This window comes from Clostridioides sp. ZZV15-6383 (assembly GCF_020657735.1).
In the GTDB taxonomy this organism is placed as follows: Bacteria; Bacillota; Clostridia; order Peptostreptococcales; family Peptostreptococcaceae; genus Clostridioides; species Clostridioides difficile_D.
Map to the genome: position 1 here is coordinate 29974 of NZ_JAGWCV010000029.1, position 17122 is coordinate 47095.

At 27.3% G+C, this 17122-nt stretch carries 15 protein-coding genes and 2 pseudogenes; 7 read left to right on the forward strand and 10 right to left on the reverse strand.

What is annotated here, in order from left to right:
• Nucleotides 1-21: 21 nt before the first annotated feature.
• The 3 genes from ltrA to KGF42_RS11765 form a co-directional block, all read right to left on the reverse strand.
• The gene (gene ltrA / locus KGF42_RS11755; protein ID WP_227826379.1) at nucleotides 22-1866 is read right to left on the reverse strand and encodes a group II intron reverse transcriptase/maturase; all 1845 of its coding nucleotides are present in this window, start codon (nucleotides 1864-1866) and stop codon (nucleotides 22-24) included.
• Between the two features lie 1485 nt (nucleotides 1867-3351).
• Nucleotides 3352-3831, reverse strand: a complete 480-nt coding sequence (locus tag KGF42_RS11760; protein ID WP_227822562.1) for a cobalamin-dependent protein — start codon at nucleotides 3829-3831, stop codon at nucleotides 3352-3354.
• A 127-nt stretch (nucleotides 3832-3958) separates the two neighbouring features.
• The gene (locus KGF42_RS11765; protein ID WP_227826380.1) at nucleotides 3959-5110 is read right to left on the reverse strand and encodes a GNAT family N-acetyltransferase; all 1152 of its coding nucleotides are present in this window, start codon (nucleotides 5108-5110) and stop codon (nucleotides 3959-3961) included.
• Nucleotides 5111-5529: 419 nt separating this feature from the next.
• Here KGF42_RS11765 and KGF42_RS11770 point away from each other — a divergent pair, with 419 nt between their 5' ends.
• Nucleotides 5530-6342: an Mrp/NBP35 family ATP-binding protein gene (locus tag KGF42_RS11770; protein ID WP_054273728.1), complete on the forward strand. Its 813-nt coding sequence runs from the start codon at nucleotides 5530-5532 to the stop codon at nucleotides 6340-6342.
• Nucleotides 6343-6430: 88 nt separating this feature from the next.
• Here KGF42_RS11770 and KGF42_RS11775 read toward each other — a convergent pair whose 3' ends face one another.
• The 7 genes from KGF42_RS11775 to KGF42_RS11805 form a co-directional block, all read right to left on the reverse strand.
• Nucleotides 6431-6622, reverse strand: a complete 192-nt coding sequence (locus KGF42_RS11775) for a hypothetical protein (protein ID WP_054273727.1) — start codon at nucleotides 6620-6622, stop codon at nucleotides 6431-6433.
• Between the two features lie 196 nt (nucleotides 6623-6818).
• Complete coding sequence (locus tag KGF42_RS11780; protein ID WP_227826381.1) at nucleotides 6819-8024, reverse strand: nitrogenase component 1; 1206 nt, start codon at nucleotides 8022-8024, stop codon at nucleotides 6819-6821.
• 1 nt (nucleotide 8025) lies between these two features.
• Nucleotides 8026-9303 (reverse strand): nitrogenase component 1, encoded by a 1278-nt coding sequence (locus KGF42_RS11785; RefSeq protein WP_227826382.1) that lies wholly within the window; start codon nucleotides 9301-9303, stop codon nucleotides 8026-8028.
• Between the two features lie 98 nt (nucleotides 9304-9401).
• Nucleotides 9402-10196: an ABC transporter ATP-binding protein gene (locus KGF42_RS11790; protein WP_227822567.1), complete on the reverse strand. Its 795-nt coding sequence runs from the start codon at nucleotides 10194-10196 to the stop codon at nucleotides 9402-9404.
• Nucleotides 10196-11176 carry an iron ABC transporter permease gene (locus KGF42_RS11795; protein WP_227826383.1) on the reverse strand — a complete coding sequence of 327 codons (981 nt, stop codon included), beginning with the start codon at nucleotides 11174-11176 and terminating at the stop codon, nucleotides 10196-10198. Before KGF42_RS11795 ends, KGF42_RS11790 begins: the two co-directional genes overlap by 1 nt.
• A gap of 16 nt (nucleotides 11177-11192) precedes the next feature.
• Nucleotides 11193-12083: an ABC transporter substrate-binding protein gene (locus KGF42_RS11800; RefSeq protein ID WP_227826384.1), complete on the reverse strand. Its 891-nt coding sequence runs from the start codon at nucleotides 12081-12083 to the stop codon at nucleotides 11193-11195.
• A gap of 42 nt (nucleotides 12084-12125) precedes the next feature.
• Complete coding sequence (locus KGF42_RS11805; protein ID WP_054273721.1) at nucleotides 12126-12875, reverse strand: AAA family ATPase; 750 nt, start codon at nucleotides 12873-12875, stop codon at nucleotides 12126-12128.
• Between the two features lie 148 nt (nucleotides 12876-13023).
• Here KGF42_RS11805 and KGF42_RS11810 point away from each other — a divergent pair, with 148 nt between their 5' ends.
• From KGF42_RS11810 to KGF42_RS11830, 6 genes and pseudogenes are all read left to right on the forward strand, one after another.
• The gene (locus tag KGF42_RS11810) at nucleotides 13024-13764 is read left to right on the forward strand and encodes a helix-turn-helix domain-containing protein (protein WP_227822569.1); all 741 of its coding nucleotides are present in this window, start codon (nucleotides 13024-13026) and stop codon (nucleotides 13762-13764) included.
• A gap of 309 nt (nucleotides 13765-14073) precedes the next feature.
• Nucleotides 14074-15693: a Na/Pi cotransporter family protein gene (locus KGF42_RS11815; protein WP_227826385.1), complete on the forward strand. Its 1620-nt coding sequence runs from the start codon at nucleotides 14074-14076 to the stop codon at nucleotides 15691-15693.
• A 326-nt stretch (nucleotides 15694-16019) separates the two neighbouring features.
• On the forward strand, nucleotides 16020-16214 hold the full coding sequence (locus tag KGF42_RS11820) for a peptide ABC transporter substrate-binding protein (protein ID WP_227826386.1): 195 nt from the start codon (nucleotides 16020-16022) through the stop codon (nucleotides 16212-16214).
• A 190-nt stretch (nucleotides 16215-16404) separates the two neighbouring features.
• Nucleotides 16405-16827: pseudogene (locus tag KGF42_RS11825) on the forward strand (IS607 family transposase); the annotation flags it as partial.
• Between the two features lie 8 nt (nucleotides 16828-16835).
• Nucleotides 16836-16928: pseudogene (locus KGF42_RS20495) on the forward strand (IS607 family transposase); the annotation flags it as partial.
• On the forward strand, nucleotides 16891-17122 hold a 232-nt coding region (locus KGF42_RS11830), incomplete at its 3' end, for a helix-turn-helix domain-containing protein (RefSeq protein WP_413927017.1). The pseudogene KGF42_RS20495 and the gene KGF42_RS11830, both read left to right, overlap by 38 nt.

Below are 17122 nucleotides of genomic sequence, written 5' to 3' on the forward strand. Positions count from 1 at the left end.
GTTCCATCAATTTTTCATCACTCAAATTAATTCATTTCCAATTATTTTACGATATTTATTCACTTTCTTAATCTCTTGATTCATTAAACCTAATTTTTCTAAATAAAATTGTATTGTTTCTGGTTTTATTGCATGTATAAGTTTATGTATATAAGGTGTTACAAGAATTAAGTTTTTATAATTATCATTACCACCTAGATTTAAAGGTACAACATGGTGAACTTCCATATTTTCATCTAGTGGAAATCCACTTATTTGACACAATCCTAATTGTGATGAGTACCTTGATAATCGGTTATCATTATATTCAACACTTCTGTTAGATACAGGGTTGTGTGTTAAGTATGCCATTAAATTTCTATCTATGTAACCTAGTTTAGCATGTATAAAATTCCGTCCCTCTGCTGTGTAGTTCGTTATAGATTGCTTAAACATGTAAGGGGGAAAGGTTTTAATTCCTGTTAATGGATAGACTGCTTGTTTTAATACAAAGAGTTCTTTACCTTTGTAATCTCCATATTTATTTATATATTCATAAGACTTTATACCTGTTTTAGATTTAAGTTGATTCAAGCGATTTTTAAAACTAAAAGAAAGACTATATCTTATTCTATCAAAATCTCTATATACATCACTAGCTATTTTGTAGTAATTATGAGAACCAGCAATAATTTTATTCAACAAATATACATTTTTGTTAGTTGGATATTGTTTTAGTATTATTAATTGATTCTTTATATTACTAATAACCTGTGATTTTGCTTTATCTGTCATACTTGTATAAACAACATATTTATTGTTTTTCTTAATAGCCCTTATGTTAAACCCTAGAAATTCCGAGTTTGAACGTCTAACATCTGTTATCTTGGATTTTTCCTCACTTATTTCAAGTCCTAATCTTTCTTTTAACCAATTATTGGTTGCTGTAAAAGTTCTGTTTGCATGATTGAAATTTTTACATAAGATTTTGAAGTCATCAGCATATCTTACTATATACATTTCTTTTAGGTTAGTTCTTCTTAATGCTCGGTATTGATTACTTAACGTTGAATACTTATGTTGTTTTGATTCATATGTTTGCCATTGGTTACTAATCCACCAATCTAATTCATTAAGAACAATATTTGATAATAATGGAGATAATATCCCACCTTGAGGTACTCCTTTAGTTGGTATACCTATTCCTTCAACTTCTGCTTTTAGCATTGCACTGATAATGCTTATAACCTTTTTATCTCTTATTCCTATTGACCACATTTGTTTTAACAACTTACTGTGGTTGACATTATCAAAGAAACCTTTTATGTCTATATCTATTACATAATATAAATGGTCTAAATTTATATTTTTGTTAGTGTAAGCTATTGCATGTTCTGTGCTTCTATTAGGTCTAAAACCATAACTATGTGGATGAAACTTTGCTTCACATATTGGTTCTAGAACTTGCTTGATACATTGTTGAATGAGTCTATCTTCTATACAAGGTATTCCTAGAGGTCTCATTTTCCCATTAGCTTTTGGAATTTCAACTCTACGGACTTTTTGGGGTCTGTAGTTTTCTAGTCTTCTCTTTATATATTGAAGATATTCCTCAGTAGGTTTTTCCTTCCAGTATTTAATATTATGTCTATTAGTCCCTGGTGTTCTGCTTCCTGCATTAGTTTTAATATTTCTAAACGCTAGTAGAATATTTTCATCACTGCAAATAATATTGTATAGATTTTTGAATTTGCTTCCTGCCTTACTTTGCTTATACAAGTTATCGAATATGTGTTGCATATTGTAATACTCATTATATCTTAGTGTATCTTTCTTTAAAGGTTTTAAATCCTTATTAATTATAGCTTTCGTATCTGTATTATACATTGATTAGGTCGATTATCTCCTTTATATATATTTGTAAGGAATATAATCTTTCTTAGTCTTACGTTGAACCCTAATGAATTTAAATTAATTTGATATTTTTGAATAGTTGACTTGAGCCTATCCCTCCACCACTTATTATCATGGTTTCTTAGGTACTGTGGCTCTACTCTCATTGGTATGAATTTAGGTTATATTGTTTTATGTTTATTAAATTTAAACCGAAATATAGAATATTTTCCGTATTAATTTATTATATTACAAACATAATATTAAATTAGATTTGGTTATTTATAGATTTATTATATGACTGAAATTTAATATAGAGTAAATATTAGGATGTCGGGATTTCGTGGGCAATTTATTGATTGTTATCTATCTCATTACCTATGCGTTGCACCTTTTAAATATATTTTAGTGATAACTATATTTAACTTGGCTCAATGTTGTCCAATTTTGAGATTGGAGTTTCTTTGAGTTAACCCGATTTTCATTCATTAATTACTTAATGATGGGACAATAATATTTTATCCTGACCAAAAATTTTCGTTAACGTTTCAGTGAAAGGTTGGGTTGGTTCGTAATTTCCTAATTGTACAGTATGTGTGTCCATAACTCTACTAAGCATTCTACCAACTCCTTGTCCTTCATTCGTAATTTTACCACTACTCATTAGGTCGTTTTGGAAATTCAAATTGTGTTATCATATGGCTTTTTATCCATATTTCTATACATTACTGTATAGTTCAGCATACATCATCATCCTAATATTTATCATTTACATTATATCATAGACCATTAAATCGGTCTATGATTTTTTTTTGTCTGAATTTTACATATTAGGATGGTTTTCTATATCAAATCTATTTATATTACAACTTTTCCCTAAAAATGTTTCATAGGTTGTCAAAAACCTCCACATTACCAACTTTCCACGTTCCGATAATTCTATCTTTACATATAAACTTAGGTCTATCCTATAGTACTGTCTTAACAATATTGCCTATAACAATATAAGGTATTTCATAACGGAAATTCTTACTTTACCTCTAAGACTACCCCTTTGGGGTCATTCACATTTCTATGAATTCTACGTTTAGTACCGTACATTCGGATATTCGTCAGTGCTTCTTACACACTATTCTAACCATATTTATTTTATAGATGCCCGGCATATATTTATGCTTGACTACCTCTAGCCCCATTTCCTGTTTCTCTATATATTCTTTAAGTAAGGTTCAGACCTGTAGAACCTAGTCACACGACATAGCGAATCCTATAGAGCCTTAGGACATAATCTCTGCCGTCTTCACCGAGCTTTTAACCCCTGTACTTTGACTTACAGACGCTAATCGGAGTATCAGCATTAGCCCTTCAAGACGTTACTCTATCATTTGACTAATCGAATTATCAGTTCATTAACGTAAACCTTTAATGAGGCATATTTCATCCCCAAATCCTCCTTTGATTCGTTAATGGTTAGTCTTTTCAACTAACAACGTGTCGCACTTCCATCGTAGTTGTCATCATTGAAGATAAGCCTATTATATCTACATTGTTTTTTATAGCTTCTTCTATTATATCTTTACTTTTTCTATTTACACCTAAGTCAATAACTTTATATCCAGTAGCTTCTACCATTACTTTTACAATATTTTTTCCTATCTCATGAGTATCTCCTTCTACTACAGACATTAGAATTACTCCCTTTGATTTTTGCTTTACTTTTCCAGTTTTTTTCAAAAGATTAATACCTTTATTTAATGCATCTGTACATACTATAACTTCTGAAAGATAGTATTCTTTATTCTCAAATTTATCTAAAGCTCCTATCATACCTTTATTTAAACCATATTCATAAATATCTTCCACATCAATATTTTTATTTATAGCAATTTTTACTAAATTTTCTATATTATCTACACCCATATTTAATATACATTCTGCTATATTATCAAGTATGTCCATATAATACTCATCCCTTCTAATTCCTTACAAAATTTCTTTTTTAATATACAATAATTTCTGTTATTTAATAAGAGCTAACTTTAGGTATTAATTCACATTTACTTAATACAGTCTAAAAGTACAACAATTATTGATAATTTAAATTCGCAGTCCATGGAAAATCTACAGGAAATGCCTTTGTAGCAAATTCATATATATTTTTTAAATGTTTAAATTCATTGTACTGTTCTTCATTTTTTTCAAAAAATAGTTTATTAAGCTTATCCAAACTTTCTATTACAAGTTCTTCTTCTTTGTATTTAATAATATATTTATTTTCAATTTGTTTAAATTCCATGTATTTTAATAATTCAGAATCTACATATTGATTAAAATAACTTCTTAAACTATCACATAATTTAATAAAGTTTATTATTTTCATCGTTCCTTGTTGGTAATCCAAAGATTTTACTCCATTAGATTTCAACTGATCTTTAAGATTTTTCACATGTACTTTATAATCTAAATATTCTAATCCAAATTTATTTGCAACATATTTCAATATATTTTCAACATTTACAGAATTTAATCCTATTTCAGCAACTTCTCCTACAATAGAGTCTTCTTTTTTTATTGTTCTTATTATCAAATATCCTATTATATTATTATTTTCCTTTATAAATACCTTCTTGTAAGCAATTGGTCCCCAAGCAATAGTTGCTGCATGCAATAATTTTTGGAACTCATCTCTTGTTCTTATAAATCTAGTACTATTTTGATTATATAATTCAATCATTTTATCTAAATCATCATCTTTTTCAAAATTAGTTTCATCAAATTCAACTATTTCATATGGTATTTTCACATCATCAGGTTTTATTGTATATTTATAGAAACTCTTTATCAAACTGCAATTTCTTCTACTATATAAACTTCTTGTTCCTGAAATGATTACAATATCTACACCATCATAAAACATTTTTTCTTCTACTTTATCCAGTATCTTAGATGAATAGCCCTTTTTTTCATAATCTGGATGAGTACATACCCCACCTATGGCCGCAACTTTTAGCCTATTTCCTTGAATAGATACATCTTGAATTAGATAATTTACATCAGAAACTACTTTATCATCTTCCGATATTATAATCATATTTTCTATATTATTTTTATTCAATAAAATAGGAAATTCCTCCATCATAGTTGGTTTATGATTTCTTGATATCCTAAATACATAGTTTATTAATTCTATTACTTTATCGAATTCTTCTAATTTTGCACTTCTTGGTCTTAATTCCATCTATGTTCCTCCAAATATTATTTAAAATACTTAAACTCTATTATCTATAATAAAACATTTATTACTACATTTCTAATTATATCTTTTTTCTTTACAATTTTTAATTCTTTTTTTAGCAAATTTCTATAAAATATAAATCTAATTCACAGTTATACTTATAAAATAACCAGTTATGTATAGTATATTGAAATATTTTCTATGTGTTTATATGATTAAGGTCCATAGGTCAATTGAAATAATCACTTTTTCAAGAAGGTTATAATTTTTTTATTACCTTCTTTTTTATTATAAACTATGAATAAATCAAAGAAATTTTTCTAAGTTATTTTTAAATAATGACTTTATAGTTCAATTGTACTAAAATAGTATATGTAAGTTACAAATAATCTAATAAATATTAAAGTTTGGAGGTAATAGATATGGCAGATTGTAATTCATGTCCATCAAAGGGAAATTGTAATAGTCAATCAAATTGTTCTATTGAAAACAACCCTAACAATAAATTTGGAAAAATAATTGGTGTTATGAGTGGGAAAGGTGGAGTTGGAAAATCAACTGTAACTGCTTTACTTGCTAATAAACTAAACAAAATGGGATATAAGGTTGGTATATTAGATTCAGATATAACTGGACCAAGTATTCCTAGACTTATGGGTGTAAAAAATGTAAAAGCTTATTCTGATGGCTCTTATATTTACCCTGTAGAAAACTCAAATAACATAAAAGTAATGTCTATAAACCTTATGATAGATGATGAAAATGAACCTGTTGTTTGGAGAGGACCTTTACTTGGAGGAGTTGTAAAGCAATTTTATACTGATGTACTTTGGGAAGAATTAGACTATTTATTAATAGACATGCCTCCTGGTACTGGTGATGTTGCCCTAACAGTTATGCAGTCTATACCTATAAGTGGAATAGTTATGGTTTCAGTACCTCAAGATTTGGTATCTATGATTGTATCAAAAGCTGTTAATATGGCTAAAAAAATGAACATAAATGTTCTTGGAGTTATTGAAAATATGAGCTATATCCAATGTCCTGATTGTTCTAAAAAAATCAAGTTATTTGAAGGAGAGTCTACTGAAAAGTTTTTAAATGATTTGGACTTAGAGCTTTTAGGAGAGCTTCCTATGACTAAAGAAATTATAGATATTACTCATAATGGAGTTACAGAAATTAGTGATGATTTAGATTCAATATTGACTAATGTTGTTGAAAAAATTAAATAAATAAAAATTTTGTGATTTTATATTTATTAAAAAAAGAGGCTTGTATTTATTTTACAATAATACAAATAAATACAAACCCCTTTTATGCTTATCTATGTTTTAAATACACAAAATATTCTTCTATCATGTCTTCATTCTTTACTTTTACTAAGTATTCATTATAATGAGCATTGTATGGCTTAGTCATTTTACATTCTATTACATTTTCTATGTCTTCCAACTCTAAAAGTTCTACATCCTTTAAAAATTTTCTTTCTATGAGCTCCATTAATCTTTCCATAACATATCCCCACTTCCCCTATAATTAAGATAAACTGTATATCCTTTTAATATCAAAATTTATCTTTTTATTATATTATATCCAATATATTACAGTTTCTAACATAACTCATAAATTATTTTAACAAAATGCATTGATTTTTTAATAAATATTTTTTATATTATCTATGTATTTAGTAATATTTTTTATATAGTATTTATATATTTAGTATTTTTTCGATTACATAAAGAGTTCCTCTTAATCCTACAAAAGGAGTATATGGATATATATTTACACTTTTTAGGTTTGGATTACTTATTTGCATATCCAACTTTGAATTGTGTGTCATATCTATACTAGCACCATCTCCAAATAGTGCTAATAACTCATTTTCTTTTAAATATTTGCTTCTATCCAGCTCATCGTTCCCAATATACACAGATTTGCCATTACAATCTGCATTATGTAATATATTAACTCTATCAACTTCAAGACCTAGTTCCTCTAATAAGTCTCTAAAGCCTAATGCAGTATCATAATCTCCAAATACAGCACATTTTTTACTTCCTTCATAAAAGTAAAACTTTCTTTTTATATTAAATAGATACTTTTTTATATTAGATATTTCAGTCTCATAAGCATTTTTATCTAAATCCCATGTAGTTACTTTTTGTATTTCATTTATAAATTCTTCAGTATTTTTTATTCCATAAGGTTTCTTATATACATAAGGTATATTATACTTCTCTTTCATAAAAATAGCTGCTTTTATACCTTCTTTTCTAAGTACTATATTTAAGCTTGATTTAGATGCAGTTTCTATCTCATCTATTGATGTATACGATGTAAAGGTTACATTTACTTCTTTTTTAAAAAAATCTTTCATCATTCTTTTAATTTCTTCGCAATCTGCTAAAAAATTAAACTGGTCTATAGTACACCCAACTATATTAAAACTATCAAATTTTTCACTACTTTCTTTGACTACCTCCTTTGCCAATATATAAAGGAACTCTTCTACACCTTGGTTGTAATCATCTCTCAACCCACCTGTTGTAATTGGAATTAGTCTACAATTTACAGATTCTCTTAAAATATTGCATATCCCAATTATATCTGTTCCTATAATTGAAGATACAGATGAAGCCATTACAAAAATATACTTTGGTTTAATATTATTATCTATTTCAATTATAGCCTTCTCCAATCTATCATAATTTCCAAAAGTAACATCACTTTCACTCATATGTGTTGAATAAATTTTAGCCTTATCTTCTCCATTTAAACTTCCAATTGCTTCTATAGCATAATGAGTTGTACCTGATGGTCCAAATTCTATAACACAGGCTTCACTTATTGATGATACTGTAAATATTATTCCCATTCTGTCAGAAGGATTTGGAAAATATTTATATATTTCCATATTAAATCACTTCCTTTCTTGTAGATTTCTCTGCATCAAATAATTTAATTAATGTTTTCATTATTCCTATTGGAAGTTCAAAACCTATTTTTTGTGCATGTTCATCTAATGTTATTTGCATAAGCCCTTTCTCTCTCAATAACATTGGATTTTCATGTCCTATATAAATATCTGCATTTATATTTTCATACAAACTTCTAAGTGGAGCTATATTTGCAATTCTACTTACATATGGATTATATCCTTTTTTTATTATATTATCTTTAAATAAACTATCTTGTTCATAAAGTTCTCTCACTTGGATAAATTCTGGAACCAGTCCTAATTCAGTTAAAAAATCAACTGTTTCAAATGCCATCATTGGTGTATTGCCATAAATCAATTTTTTACCCTCCAACAGATACCTACAATCACTCAATAATGAATTGTATCTCTGTCTTTGCTTTGATAATTCATCTTGTACATCTATGTCTAAAATTTTACAAAGTTTATTATAATTTTCTATTATAATTGACTCGTTCATGTTTTTATCAAAATATATGTATTCTATGCCAAACTTATTTTTCATATCTTCAGCTAAATCTAAAGCTATCATATCTGTCACTATGTTTAATTTAGCACTAGATGCATTTTTAATGTTTTTTATAGTACATTTAGACGGGATTACACAATTTATTTTTATATCTTTTTTTATGAGCAATTTTACAAGCTCTGTATCCTCTACATTTTCTTGCCTATGACCTAATATATTAACTCCTTCTTTATTTTTATAACTTTCCATAACTGATGATAGACTCTTTAAAGCTCTAGTCATCCCAAGTATATGAGAATTACAAGTATAATGCTCTGTATTAACTGTCAAAACAGGTATTCCAAGCATATCTTCCAATTCACTAGATAAAGCATTATAATCTTCACCTATCAATTCTGGTACACATGTAGTTACTATCATTATTGCGTCAAATTCGTCAATTTCTGAAATATATTTTACAGCTTCTACTACTTTTTTTTCTGCACCAAAAACTATATCCTTATCTTTTAGTACCACTGAATAAACACTATCCTTACCAACTTGTCTATGATATGCAAAATTTTTACTATAATAAGTACATTCATTCGTTCCTACTATTACAAGAGCCATATTCTTTATATACGACGCAGTCAATACAACTCCAAACAATGGACAATGTGTTCCTGGGAATACAGCATATGATAGAGACTTTATATCTTTGTCACAATCTATATCTTTTAATCTATTTAATACATCTAAAGTATACATATGTTTTCCTTTCTAATCTTATTATCCATGTAAATTCAAACTTATAAATTTACATAGATGATAACTTTTGCTTTTTAATTATTTATAATATTACATTTTCATATACTACTAGTTCTTCTACATAGCATTATTGGATGAATCCTAGGCTTTTTACTAATTGGGTCTATATCTATATCACATTTCACTTTATAGACTTCTTTTATCATCTTTTCACTTATTACATTATTGGGATGTCCATCTGCTACTATAGAACCATTATTCATAATGATAAGCCTATCACTGTATTTACTAGCTTGATTTATATCATGTAAAACCATAATTACAGTCATTTTAAATTTTTTATTTATATCTCTTACAAGCTCCATAAGCTCTAATTGATGTGATATATCTAAATATGTTGTTGGTTCATCTAATAAAAGTATATCTGGTTTTTGGCAAAGAGCCATTGCTAACCATACTCTTTGCCTTTCACCTCCAGATAAATTACTCACCAACTTATCTTTATACGTTTCAAGACCCGTATTTCTCATTGCCCAATTCACTATCTCATCATCATCCTTATTTTTACCTTCAAAAAAACCTTTATGTGGTATTCTCCCATAATATATTAAGTCTTTTACCTTTATATCTTTTAAAGATACATTGTGTTGAGCTAATAATGCCACTTGTCTTGAAATCTCTTTATTACTCATAACTTTCATATTTTTTTTACCAATGTATATGTCACCTTGTTTGATTTTCAGAATTCTAGACAGTGATTTAAGAAGTGTAGACTTTCCTGAACCATTTGGCCCTAATATAGAGACTACTTCACTTTTTTTAATGCTTACACTCAGATTGTCTATGATAATCTTATCTTCATAACCTATCTTAATATTTTTTACATTGAACATTAATAACTTCCTCTCTTTCTTAATAAATATAAGAAGAATGGACCTCCTATTATGGACATAATAACACCCACTGGAATCTCTATTGAACCCCCTATTGTTCTAGCTAATGTATCTGCAATTAATAAAACTATGCTTCCTAGTATTATACTAAATGGAATTGTATATTTATGGTCACTACCAAGCAACATACGCGTTATATGGGGTACGATTAGACCTACAAAACTAATAACACCTACTATAGAAGTAGAAACTCCAGCTAAAAATATTGCCACTAATGATATTATAAATCTGCTTTTATTTACATTGAAACCTAGATTTGTAGCTGCATCATCCCCCAATTGTAGCACATTTGCACTTCTAATAAGGAAAATTGCTCCTATCAGACCTAATATGGAATACCATATCAGCATATTTACATCTAACCATGTCTTTGTTGCCAAACTCCCATTTAACCACAACATTGCACTTTGAATTCTTTCACTATACATAGTTGATAAATACGATATTACTCCACCTAATATAGTATTTACAGCTACTCCAGCTAATATAATTCTTTCTGGTCTCAGACCATTTTTATATGCCATTAGATATACTACTGCACAAGATATAAGACCTCCTATAAAAGCAACTATTGGTAGTATACTTGTGTATTGTGGAAATAGAAGCAATATCATAATAGCAGCTACACTTGCACCAGTTGATATCCCTGTTATCCCAGGGTCTGCTAATGGATTTTTCATAACAGCTTGTAATAATAGACCAGAAACAGCCAAATTTGCTCCAACCAAGGCTGCTAATATATTTCGAGGTAATCTCATCTTATATACAATCGTAGTAACCATTGGATTGTTTTCATTTATCAGTGCATCAAAGATTTCTCTAAGGCTTAAGTTTACACTGCCTATAGTAGAAAAAAGAATTAGTAAAACAATTACAGTTATCATACCTGTAATTATTAATAAAATTTTTTTGTTATCCATATTATTCACCTAAAATTTATTTATCTCCATACAAGATATCTCCCAATTTATTTATTGAATCTTTAACATGTATATTTGCAGATACATTAAATATACTTGAATCTAAATCTATAACTTTCCCATTTTTTACTGCATCTAATGTAACCCATACAGGGTTTTTATCAAAAGAAGCATCAAATGCTTTTTTAGTCTCTTCAATATTTCCATGTGCAAATCTAAGTATATAATCTGGATTTTCTTTTAAAATTTGTTCTAAACTAAATTGTATATAATCTGACTCTACATTATCTGTTAGGTTATCAGCTATATTTTCAGCACCTACTGTTTTTACTAAGTCTCCAAGATATGAACTTTTGGTAGCTAGCATAAAATTATTTCCTCCACCAAATAAGATTGCTACTTTTGGTTTTTTAACTTGTTTTTTCGATTTTTCTACTACAGATTTTTCTACTCCCTGTAACTCATCTATAAGTTTTTTTGCTTCACTCTGTTTATTTATTTTTTTCCCTAAATTTTCTATACTTTTAAGGAATTTTGTATATGTACCAGTTTCAAAATAAAAAGTATCTAAGTTATATTCTTTCATGCTTTTTTCAACATTTTCTTTAAACATACTATCAACTATAAATACATCTGGTTTTAGAGATGCTACAATCTCTAAATCTGGATTCATTGCCTGTCCTACTTCTGGTAAACTTTTATATTTTTCAGGTAAATCAGATTTAGTTGTTGGTATTCCTACCAATGTAGCATCCAACCTATCTAATACTTGTGTTGCTGCCACTGTAGCTGAAACAATATTTACGTTATTATTTGTCTCCTTAACTTCACTATCTGATGGTTTTGAGCATCCTGTTAATATTAATGCGCTAAGTAAAAATACTGAGCATAATTTTTTTAATTTCATAAAATTTCCTCCATAATAAACTTAATTTTAAACATACATTTTTTAGCTATTTTGCATAATTTTATTTGCAAGCTCTATATATACCTCTGACATTTCATTGTCTTTATCTTCTTCTATAACAGTTCTCCCATTATTCTCAGATTGTTGTACAATTTTATTCCTTGGTATATAATGAAAAACCTCACTTTTTATTTCATCAGCCAATTTTCCAACTAGTTCAATTTCATTTTCAACGTTTTTAGCATTTAATATAAGACCTTTTAAAGAAGCATATCCTCTATTTTTAAACTGTTCTACAGCTAAAGATATATTACTTGCAGCATACATTGACATCATTTCTCCAGAAGTTACTATGTACACTTCATTTGCAAATCCATTTCTTATTGGCATTGAAAAACCTCCACAAACAACATCTCCCAGAACATCATAAATTACTACATCTGGGTTATATATTTCAAATGCTTTTAATTCTTCTAATTTTTCAAAAGCTGCTATTATACCCCTCCCTGCACATCCTACACCCGGAGTTGGTCCTCCAGCTTCTATACATAATACTCCTCCATAACCTTCAAACACTATATCTTCAAGTTTTAGTTCTTCCTTTTTTTCTTTCATTACATCAAGAACTGTTGGTATAAATTTACCTTTCATCAAATTTTTTGTGGAATCAGATTTTGGGTCACATCCTATCTGCATTACCTTATATCCTAAATGAGAAAGTGATGCTGATAAATTGGATGTTGTTGTTGATTTTCCAATTCCTCCTTTCCCATAAATAGCTATTTTTTTCATTGACTTTCTACCTCTCTTACATCATAATATTATTTAACGAAATTAATTATCATTCGCAATAACTATTTTAATTGATATATTTTTTTAATTCTTAACTATATTTGTTTTTTTATAAAAATATTTGTATAAATTTAAATGAGGTGATTTTTTGAAAGATTTTAAAGATGATATGGAACTCATCATCAATGATTTTTTTGACTGTTGTAATATTCCAACAAAAGCATTTAGTAAGGATTTAAAAGAGATTTGCAGTATTGGATATAACCCTACTTTAGAAATATATTTTTCAGGTTTAAATATATTTAACAATATAAATAGTACAGATTTTATATCTAATAAAAATCTATCCTATATAATATTAAGTTTTTGTGATGATATACATTTTTTAGTTATGCCTATACATAAGTTTGATGTTTCTAGCGGTTACTTCATTGTAGGACCTTTTAAATCATGCATCAATAGTGATGTAGAGTTTGCCAATATACCACTTAAACCCTTATCTTGTTTAGATTATATATCCAATCTTTTATCAGAAATATGTCATGATAAAATGAAACATAGACCAGCTCTTAGCTTTTATGTAAAGAAAACTATAGATTATATTCATAAAAACTATTCAGAAGATATAACAGTAAGTGATATATGCAATGACCTGCAACTTAATAAAAGTTATTTTTGTTCTCTATTTAAAAAAGAAAGTGGATACACTTTTACTAATTTTCTCAATAAAGTTAGAGTTGAAAAAAGCAAAAAATATCTATTAGAAAAAGACTTATCTATTTTAGATGTTGCCGTACTAGTTGGATTCAACAGTCAAAATTACTATAGCATGGTCTTTAAAAAATTCAACAACCTTACACCAATTGAATATAAGAATATTTATAACTAAAAAATATCATTCTAAAAAGGATTCTATTTTTTTACATAGTTTTTACAACTATAGTTAATTTTTTGTTAAATTAATTATACATAAAATACTAATAATCTAAGTTCAAGTATTTAAATTACTATATATCATAAATTTTCTTAAATTAACAACAACTTAAAGATTTAACATTCTCTTAACGTATACTTAACAAAACATTAATATTTTTATTGACAAAATTTGTTATTCTATATTATGGAAACAATAAATTTTAGTTAATAAAGTTTATAATTTAGATAAAAAATTTATTAATTTCTTAAGGGAGGAAAAATCGTGAATATAGTAATTAGCCTTATCGGTGGACTTGGACTTTTTCTTTATGGAATGAGTTTAATGGGAGAAGGTTTACAAAAATCAGCAGGAAACAAATTAAAAAAAATCATTGAACTCTTAACAAGTAATGTTGTTATGGGGGTACTGGTAGGTACAGTTGTTACAGGTATTATACAAAGTTCAAGCGCTACTACTGTTATGGTTGTAGGATTTGTAAATGCAGGTATAATGAATCTAAGTCAAGCTATCGGTGTAATAATGGGAGCAAATATAGGTACTACAGTTACTGCTCAATTAGTTTCATTTAATCTTGAAGGAATAGCACCAATTGCTCTAGGTGTAGGTATTATATTCTATTTATTTACATCAAATCAAAAAACAAAGCATTTATCTGAAATACTTATAGGTTTTGGTATCTTATTTACAGGGATGGAATTTATGAAAGATGCAGTAGCTCCACTTGCTGAATATAAAGCATTTACTGATGCACTTTTATATTTTAGTAAAAATCCTATCTTAGGTATATTAGCAGGATTTGCTATAACTGGTATTGTCCAAAGTTCAAGTGCATCTATGGGTATGTTAATAGCATTAGCTTCTCAAGGAATACTTCCTCTATCATCTGCTTTACCTATCCTTTATGGAGATAATATAGGTACTTGTGTTACTTCACTTTTATCAAGTGTTGGTGCAAGTAGAAATGCTAGACGTGCAGCTGTAATGCATTTAAGTTTTAATGTCATTGGTACGATAATATTTATGCTTGTTTTAAATAAACCTATATCAGCTATAGTTGCTCATTTTGACCCAACTGATACAGCTAGACAGATAGCAAACGCACATACTTTATTTAATCTTACAAATGTTATAATATTATTACCATTTTCTAAGTACATAGTTAAATTAGCAAATAAACTTATACCTATTAAAGAAACTGAGTCAGAAATAATAAATAATACTAAGTACTTAGATGAAAGAATGTTTAGTACTCCATCTATAGCACTTGGTAATACTGTACAAGAAGTTGTAAGAATGGGGCATAAAGCTACAAACTCTTTAGAACATTCAATTGCAGGATTTTTAAATAAGAACACTGAATATGTTAATAAAGCTTTTGAGTCAGAAAAAGTTGTCAATAAATTACAGAAAGATATATTAAACTACTTATTGAAACTTTCTAAAGAACCTCTTAGAGATGATGAACGTTTTAGAACAGATTTACTTTTTAATACTGTAAATGACATTGAAAGAGTTTCTGACCATGCAGAAAATATAGCTGAATTGGCCATGAGTGTTAAGGAAATGAATATTATTTTCTCTGATAGTGCAATAAGAGAAATATATGAAATATACAATAAAACTGTCACTAATTTCAAGGATGCTTTAATAGTTTTAGATGTTAAAGATTTTGAGTTAGCAAATAAAGTTTTAGAAGTAGAAAATGAAGTAAATTACTTAGAAAAAACTTTTAGAAATTCACATATGATTAGATTAAACAATGGAAGTTGTACAATTGATGCTGGTGTACTTTATCTTGACTTGCTTACTAATTTAGAAAGAATTTCTGACCACTCAACAAATATAGTAAAACAAGTATTAAAACTTAAACAAAAAATATAGTGATTACTTTTGTATGTAATCTTAAGCAATAAAAAATAAGAAGCTATATATAATGCTTACATCATTTATAGCTTCTTATTTTTTATATAATACTCAAATTTTTATAGTATTCTCTTATTATTAAATAATTCCTGTCTAGAATATTCCAATATATATGATTTCTTTTATAAAAACATCAATAATAACCAATATTCACTTTATATATCTTCACTCTAAGTCTTCATTCAATAATGTAATAAATTTATTTTATATTTGGATACTATTATATCATCTAAATATGTTATTATATATTTGAATATTTTCATATTAATAGGAGGGATTCTACAATGATAAATTATATGGTAGAAATTATATATAGCGAAAAAATAAGCGAGATAGAAAATACATTGAAAATTGAAAATATACAATATGAATTTACTTCTCGTGATGGTTTTATATTTTTTGGTTTTTATAAGATGACAGATGCATACAGATTTGAAACTTTATGTTCAGATGAAAGAATTCAATTTAAAAGAATATAATAAATTTAAAAAGATACATATTTTGTAGGGAAATGGATTTAGCTAAATTATGTGTATATATGACAAATTTCAGTTTAATGATATGATAAGCATTAGAAATATTATAATCCTACGAGGAGGTCATCTTTAGTTAATAAAAATATAGATAAATATAGTTATTTATAGTAAAATATAGTCAAGAGGTGATTATATGAAAAACAATAACTATAAACCAAAAGAGTTTGCAGAGTTAATTAATATTTCAGTCAGAACTCTGCAACGTTGGGATGTTGAAGGGAAATTAAAGGCTTTTAGAACTCCAACAGATAGAAGATATTACACTTATGAACAATATTTAGAATATAAAGGAATACATAAAGAACAAGTAAATAGAAAAAATGTTATTTATACAAGAGTTTCAACTTCTAATCAAAAAGATGATTTGAAAAATCAAGTGGAGTTTCTTAGACAATATGCAAATGCTAAAGGAATAATAGTAGATGAAGTTATTGAAGATTATGGAAGTGGACTAAATTATAATCGTAAAAAGTGGAATAAACTAATTGATAGTTGTATGACTAATGAGGTAAATACGATTATTGTAACTCATAAAGATAGATTCGTTCGATTTGGGTATAACAAATATTTAGTTGTCGCATATATGGATTAAGAAAATACAAGAAAAAGATTAGAGAGGATGAAGAAGTTGAAAAGAGCATACAAAATAGAAATTAATCCTACTACTGAACAAAAATTTAAAATACATCAAACGATTGGTGTTAGTAGATTTATATATAACTTCTATATTGCTCATAATAAAGAAGTTTATGAGAGTAAAGGTGAATTTATAAGCGGTATGGATTTTTCTAAATGGTTAAATAATGAATATATTCCTAATAATCAAGATATGAAATGGATTAAAGATGTAT

What these genes read in the sequence shown, in the direction of transcription:
- ltrA (WP_227826379.1), bottom strand. Translation starts at nt 1,866, where the DNA reads ATGTATAATACAGATACGAAAGCTATAATTAATAAGGATTTAAAACCT.
- KGF42_RS11760 (WP_227822562.1), bottom strand. Translation starts at nt 3,831, where the DNA reads ATGGACATACTTGATAATATAGCAGAATGTATATTAAATATGGGTGTA.
- KGF42_RS11765 (WP_227826380.1), bottom strand. Translation starts at nt 5,110, where the DNA reads ATGGAATTAAGACCAAGAAGTGCAAAATTAGAAGAATTCGATAAAGTA.
- KGF42_RS11770 (WP_054273728.1), top strand. Translation starts at nt 5,530, where the DNA reads ATGGCAGATTGTAATTCATGTCCATCAAAGGGAAATTGTAATAGTCAA.
- KGF42_RS11775 (WP_054273727.1), bottom strand. Translation starts at nt 6,622, where the DNA reads ATGGAAAGATTAATGGAGCTCATAGAAAGAAAATTTTTAAAGGATGTA.
- KGF42_RS11780 (WP_227826381.1), bottom strand. Translation starts at nt 8,024, where the DNA reads ATGGAAATATATAAATATTTTCCAAATCCTTCTGACAGAATGGGAATA.
- KGF42_RS11785 (WP_227826382.1), bottom strand. Translation starts at nt 9,303, where the DNA reads ATGTATACTTTAGATGTATTAAATAGATTAAAAGATATAGATTGTGAC.
- KGF42_RS11790 (WP_227822567.1), bottom strand. Translation starts at nt 10,196, where the DNA reads ATGTTCAATGTAAAAAATATTAAGATAGGTTATGAAGATAAGATTATC.
- KGF42_RS11795 (WP_227826383.1), bottom strand. Translation starts at nt 11,176, where the DNA reads ATGGATAACAAAAAAATTTTATTAATAATTACAGGTATGATAACTGTA.
- KGF42_RS11800 (WP_227826384.1), bottom strand. Translation starts at nt 12,083, where the DNA reads ATGAAATTAAAAAAATTATGCTCAGTATTTTTACTTAGCGCATTAATA.
- KGF42_RS11805 (WP_054273721.1), bottom strand. Translation starts at nt 12,875, where the DNA reads ATGAAAAAAATAGCTATTTATGGGAAAGGAGGAATTGGAAAATCAACA.
- KGF42_RS11820 (WP_227826386.1), top strand. Translation starts at nt 16,020, where the DNA reads ATGATAAATTATATGGTAGAAATTATATATAGCGAAAAAATAAGCGAG.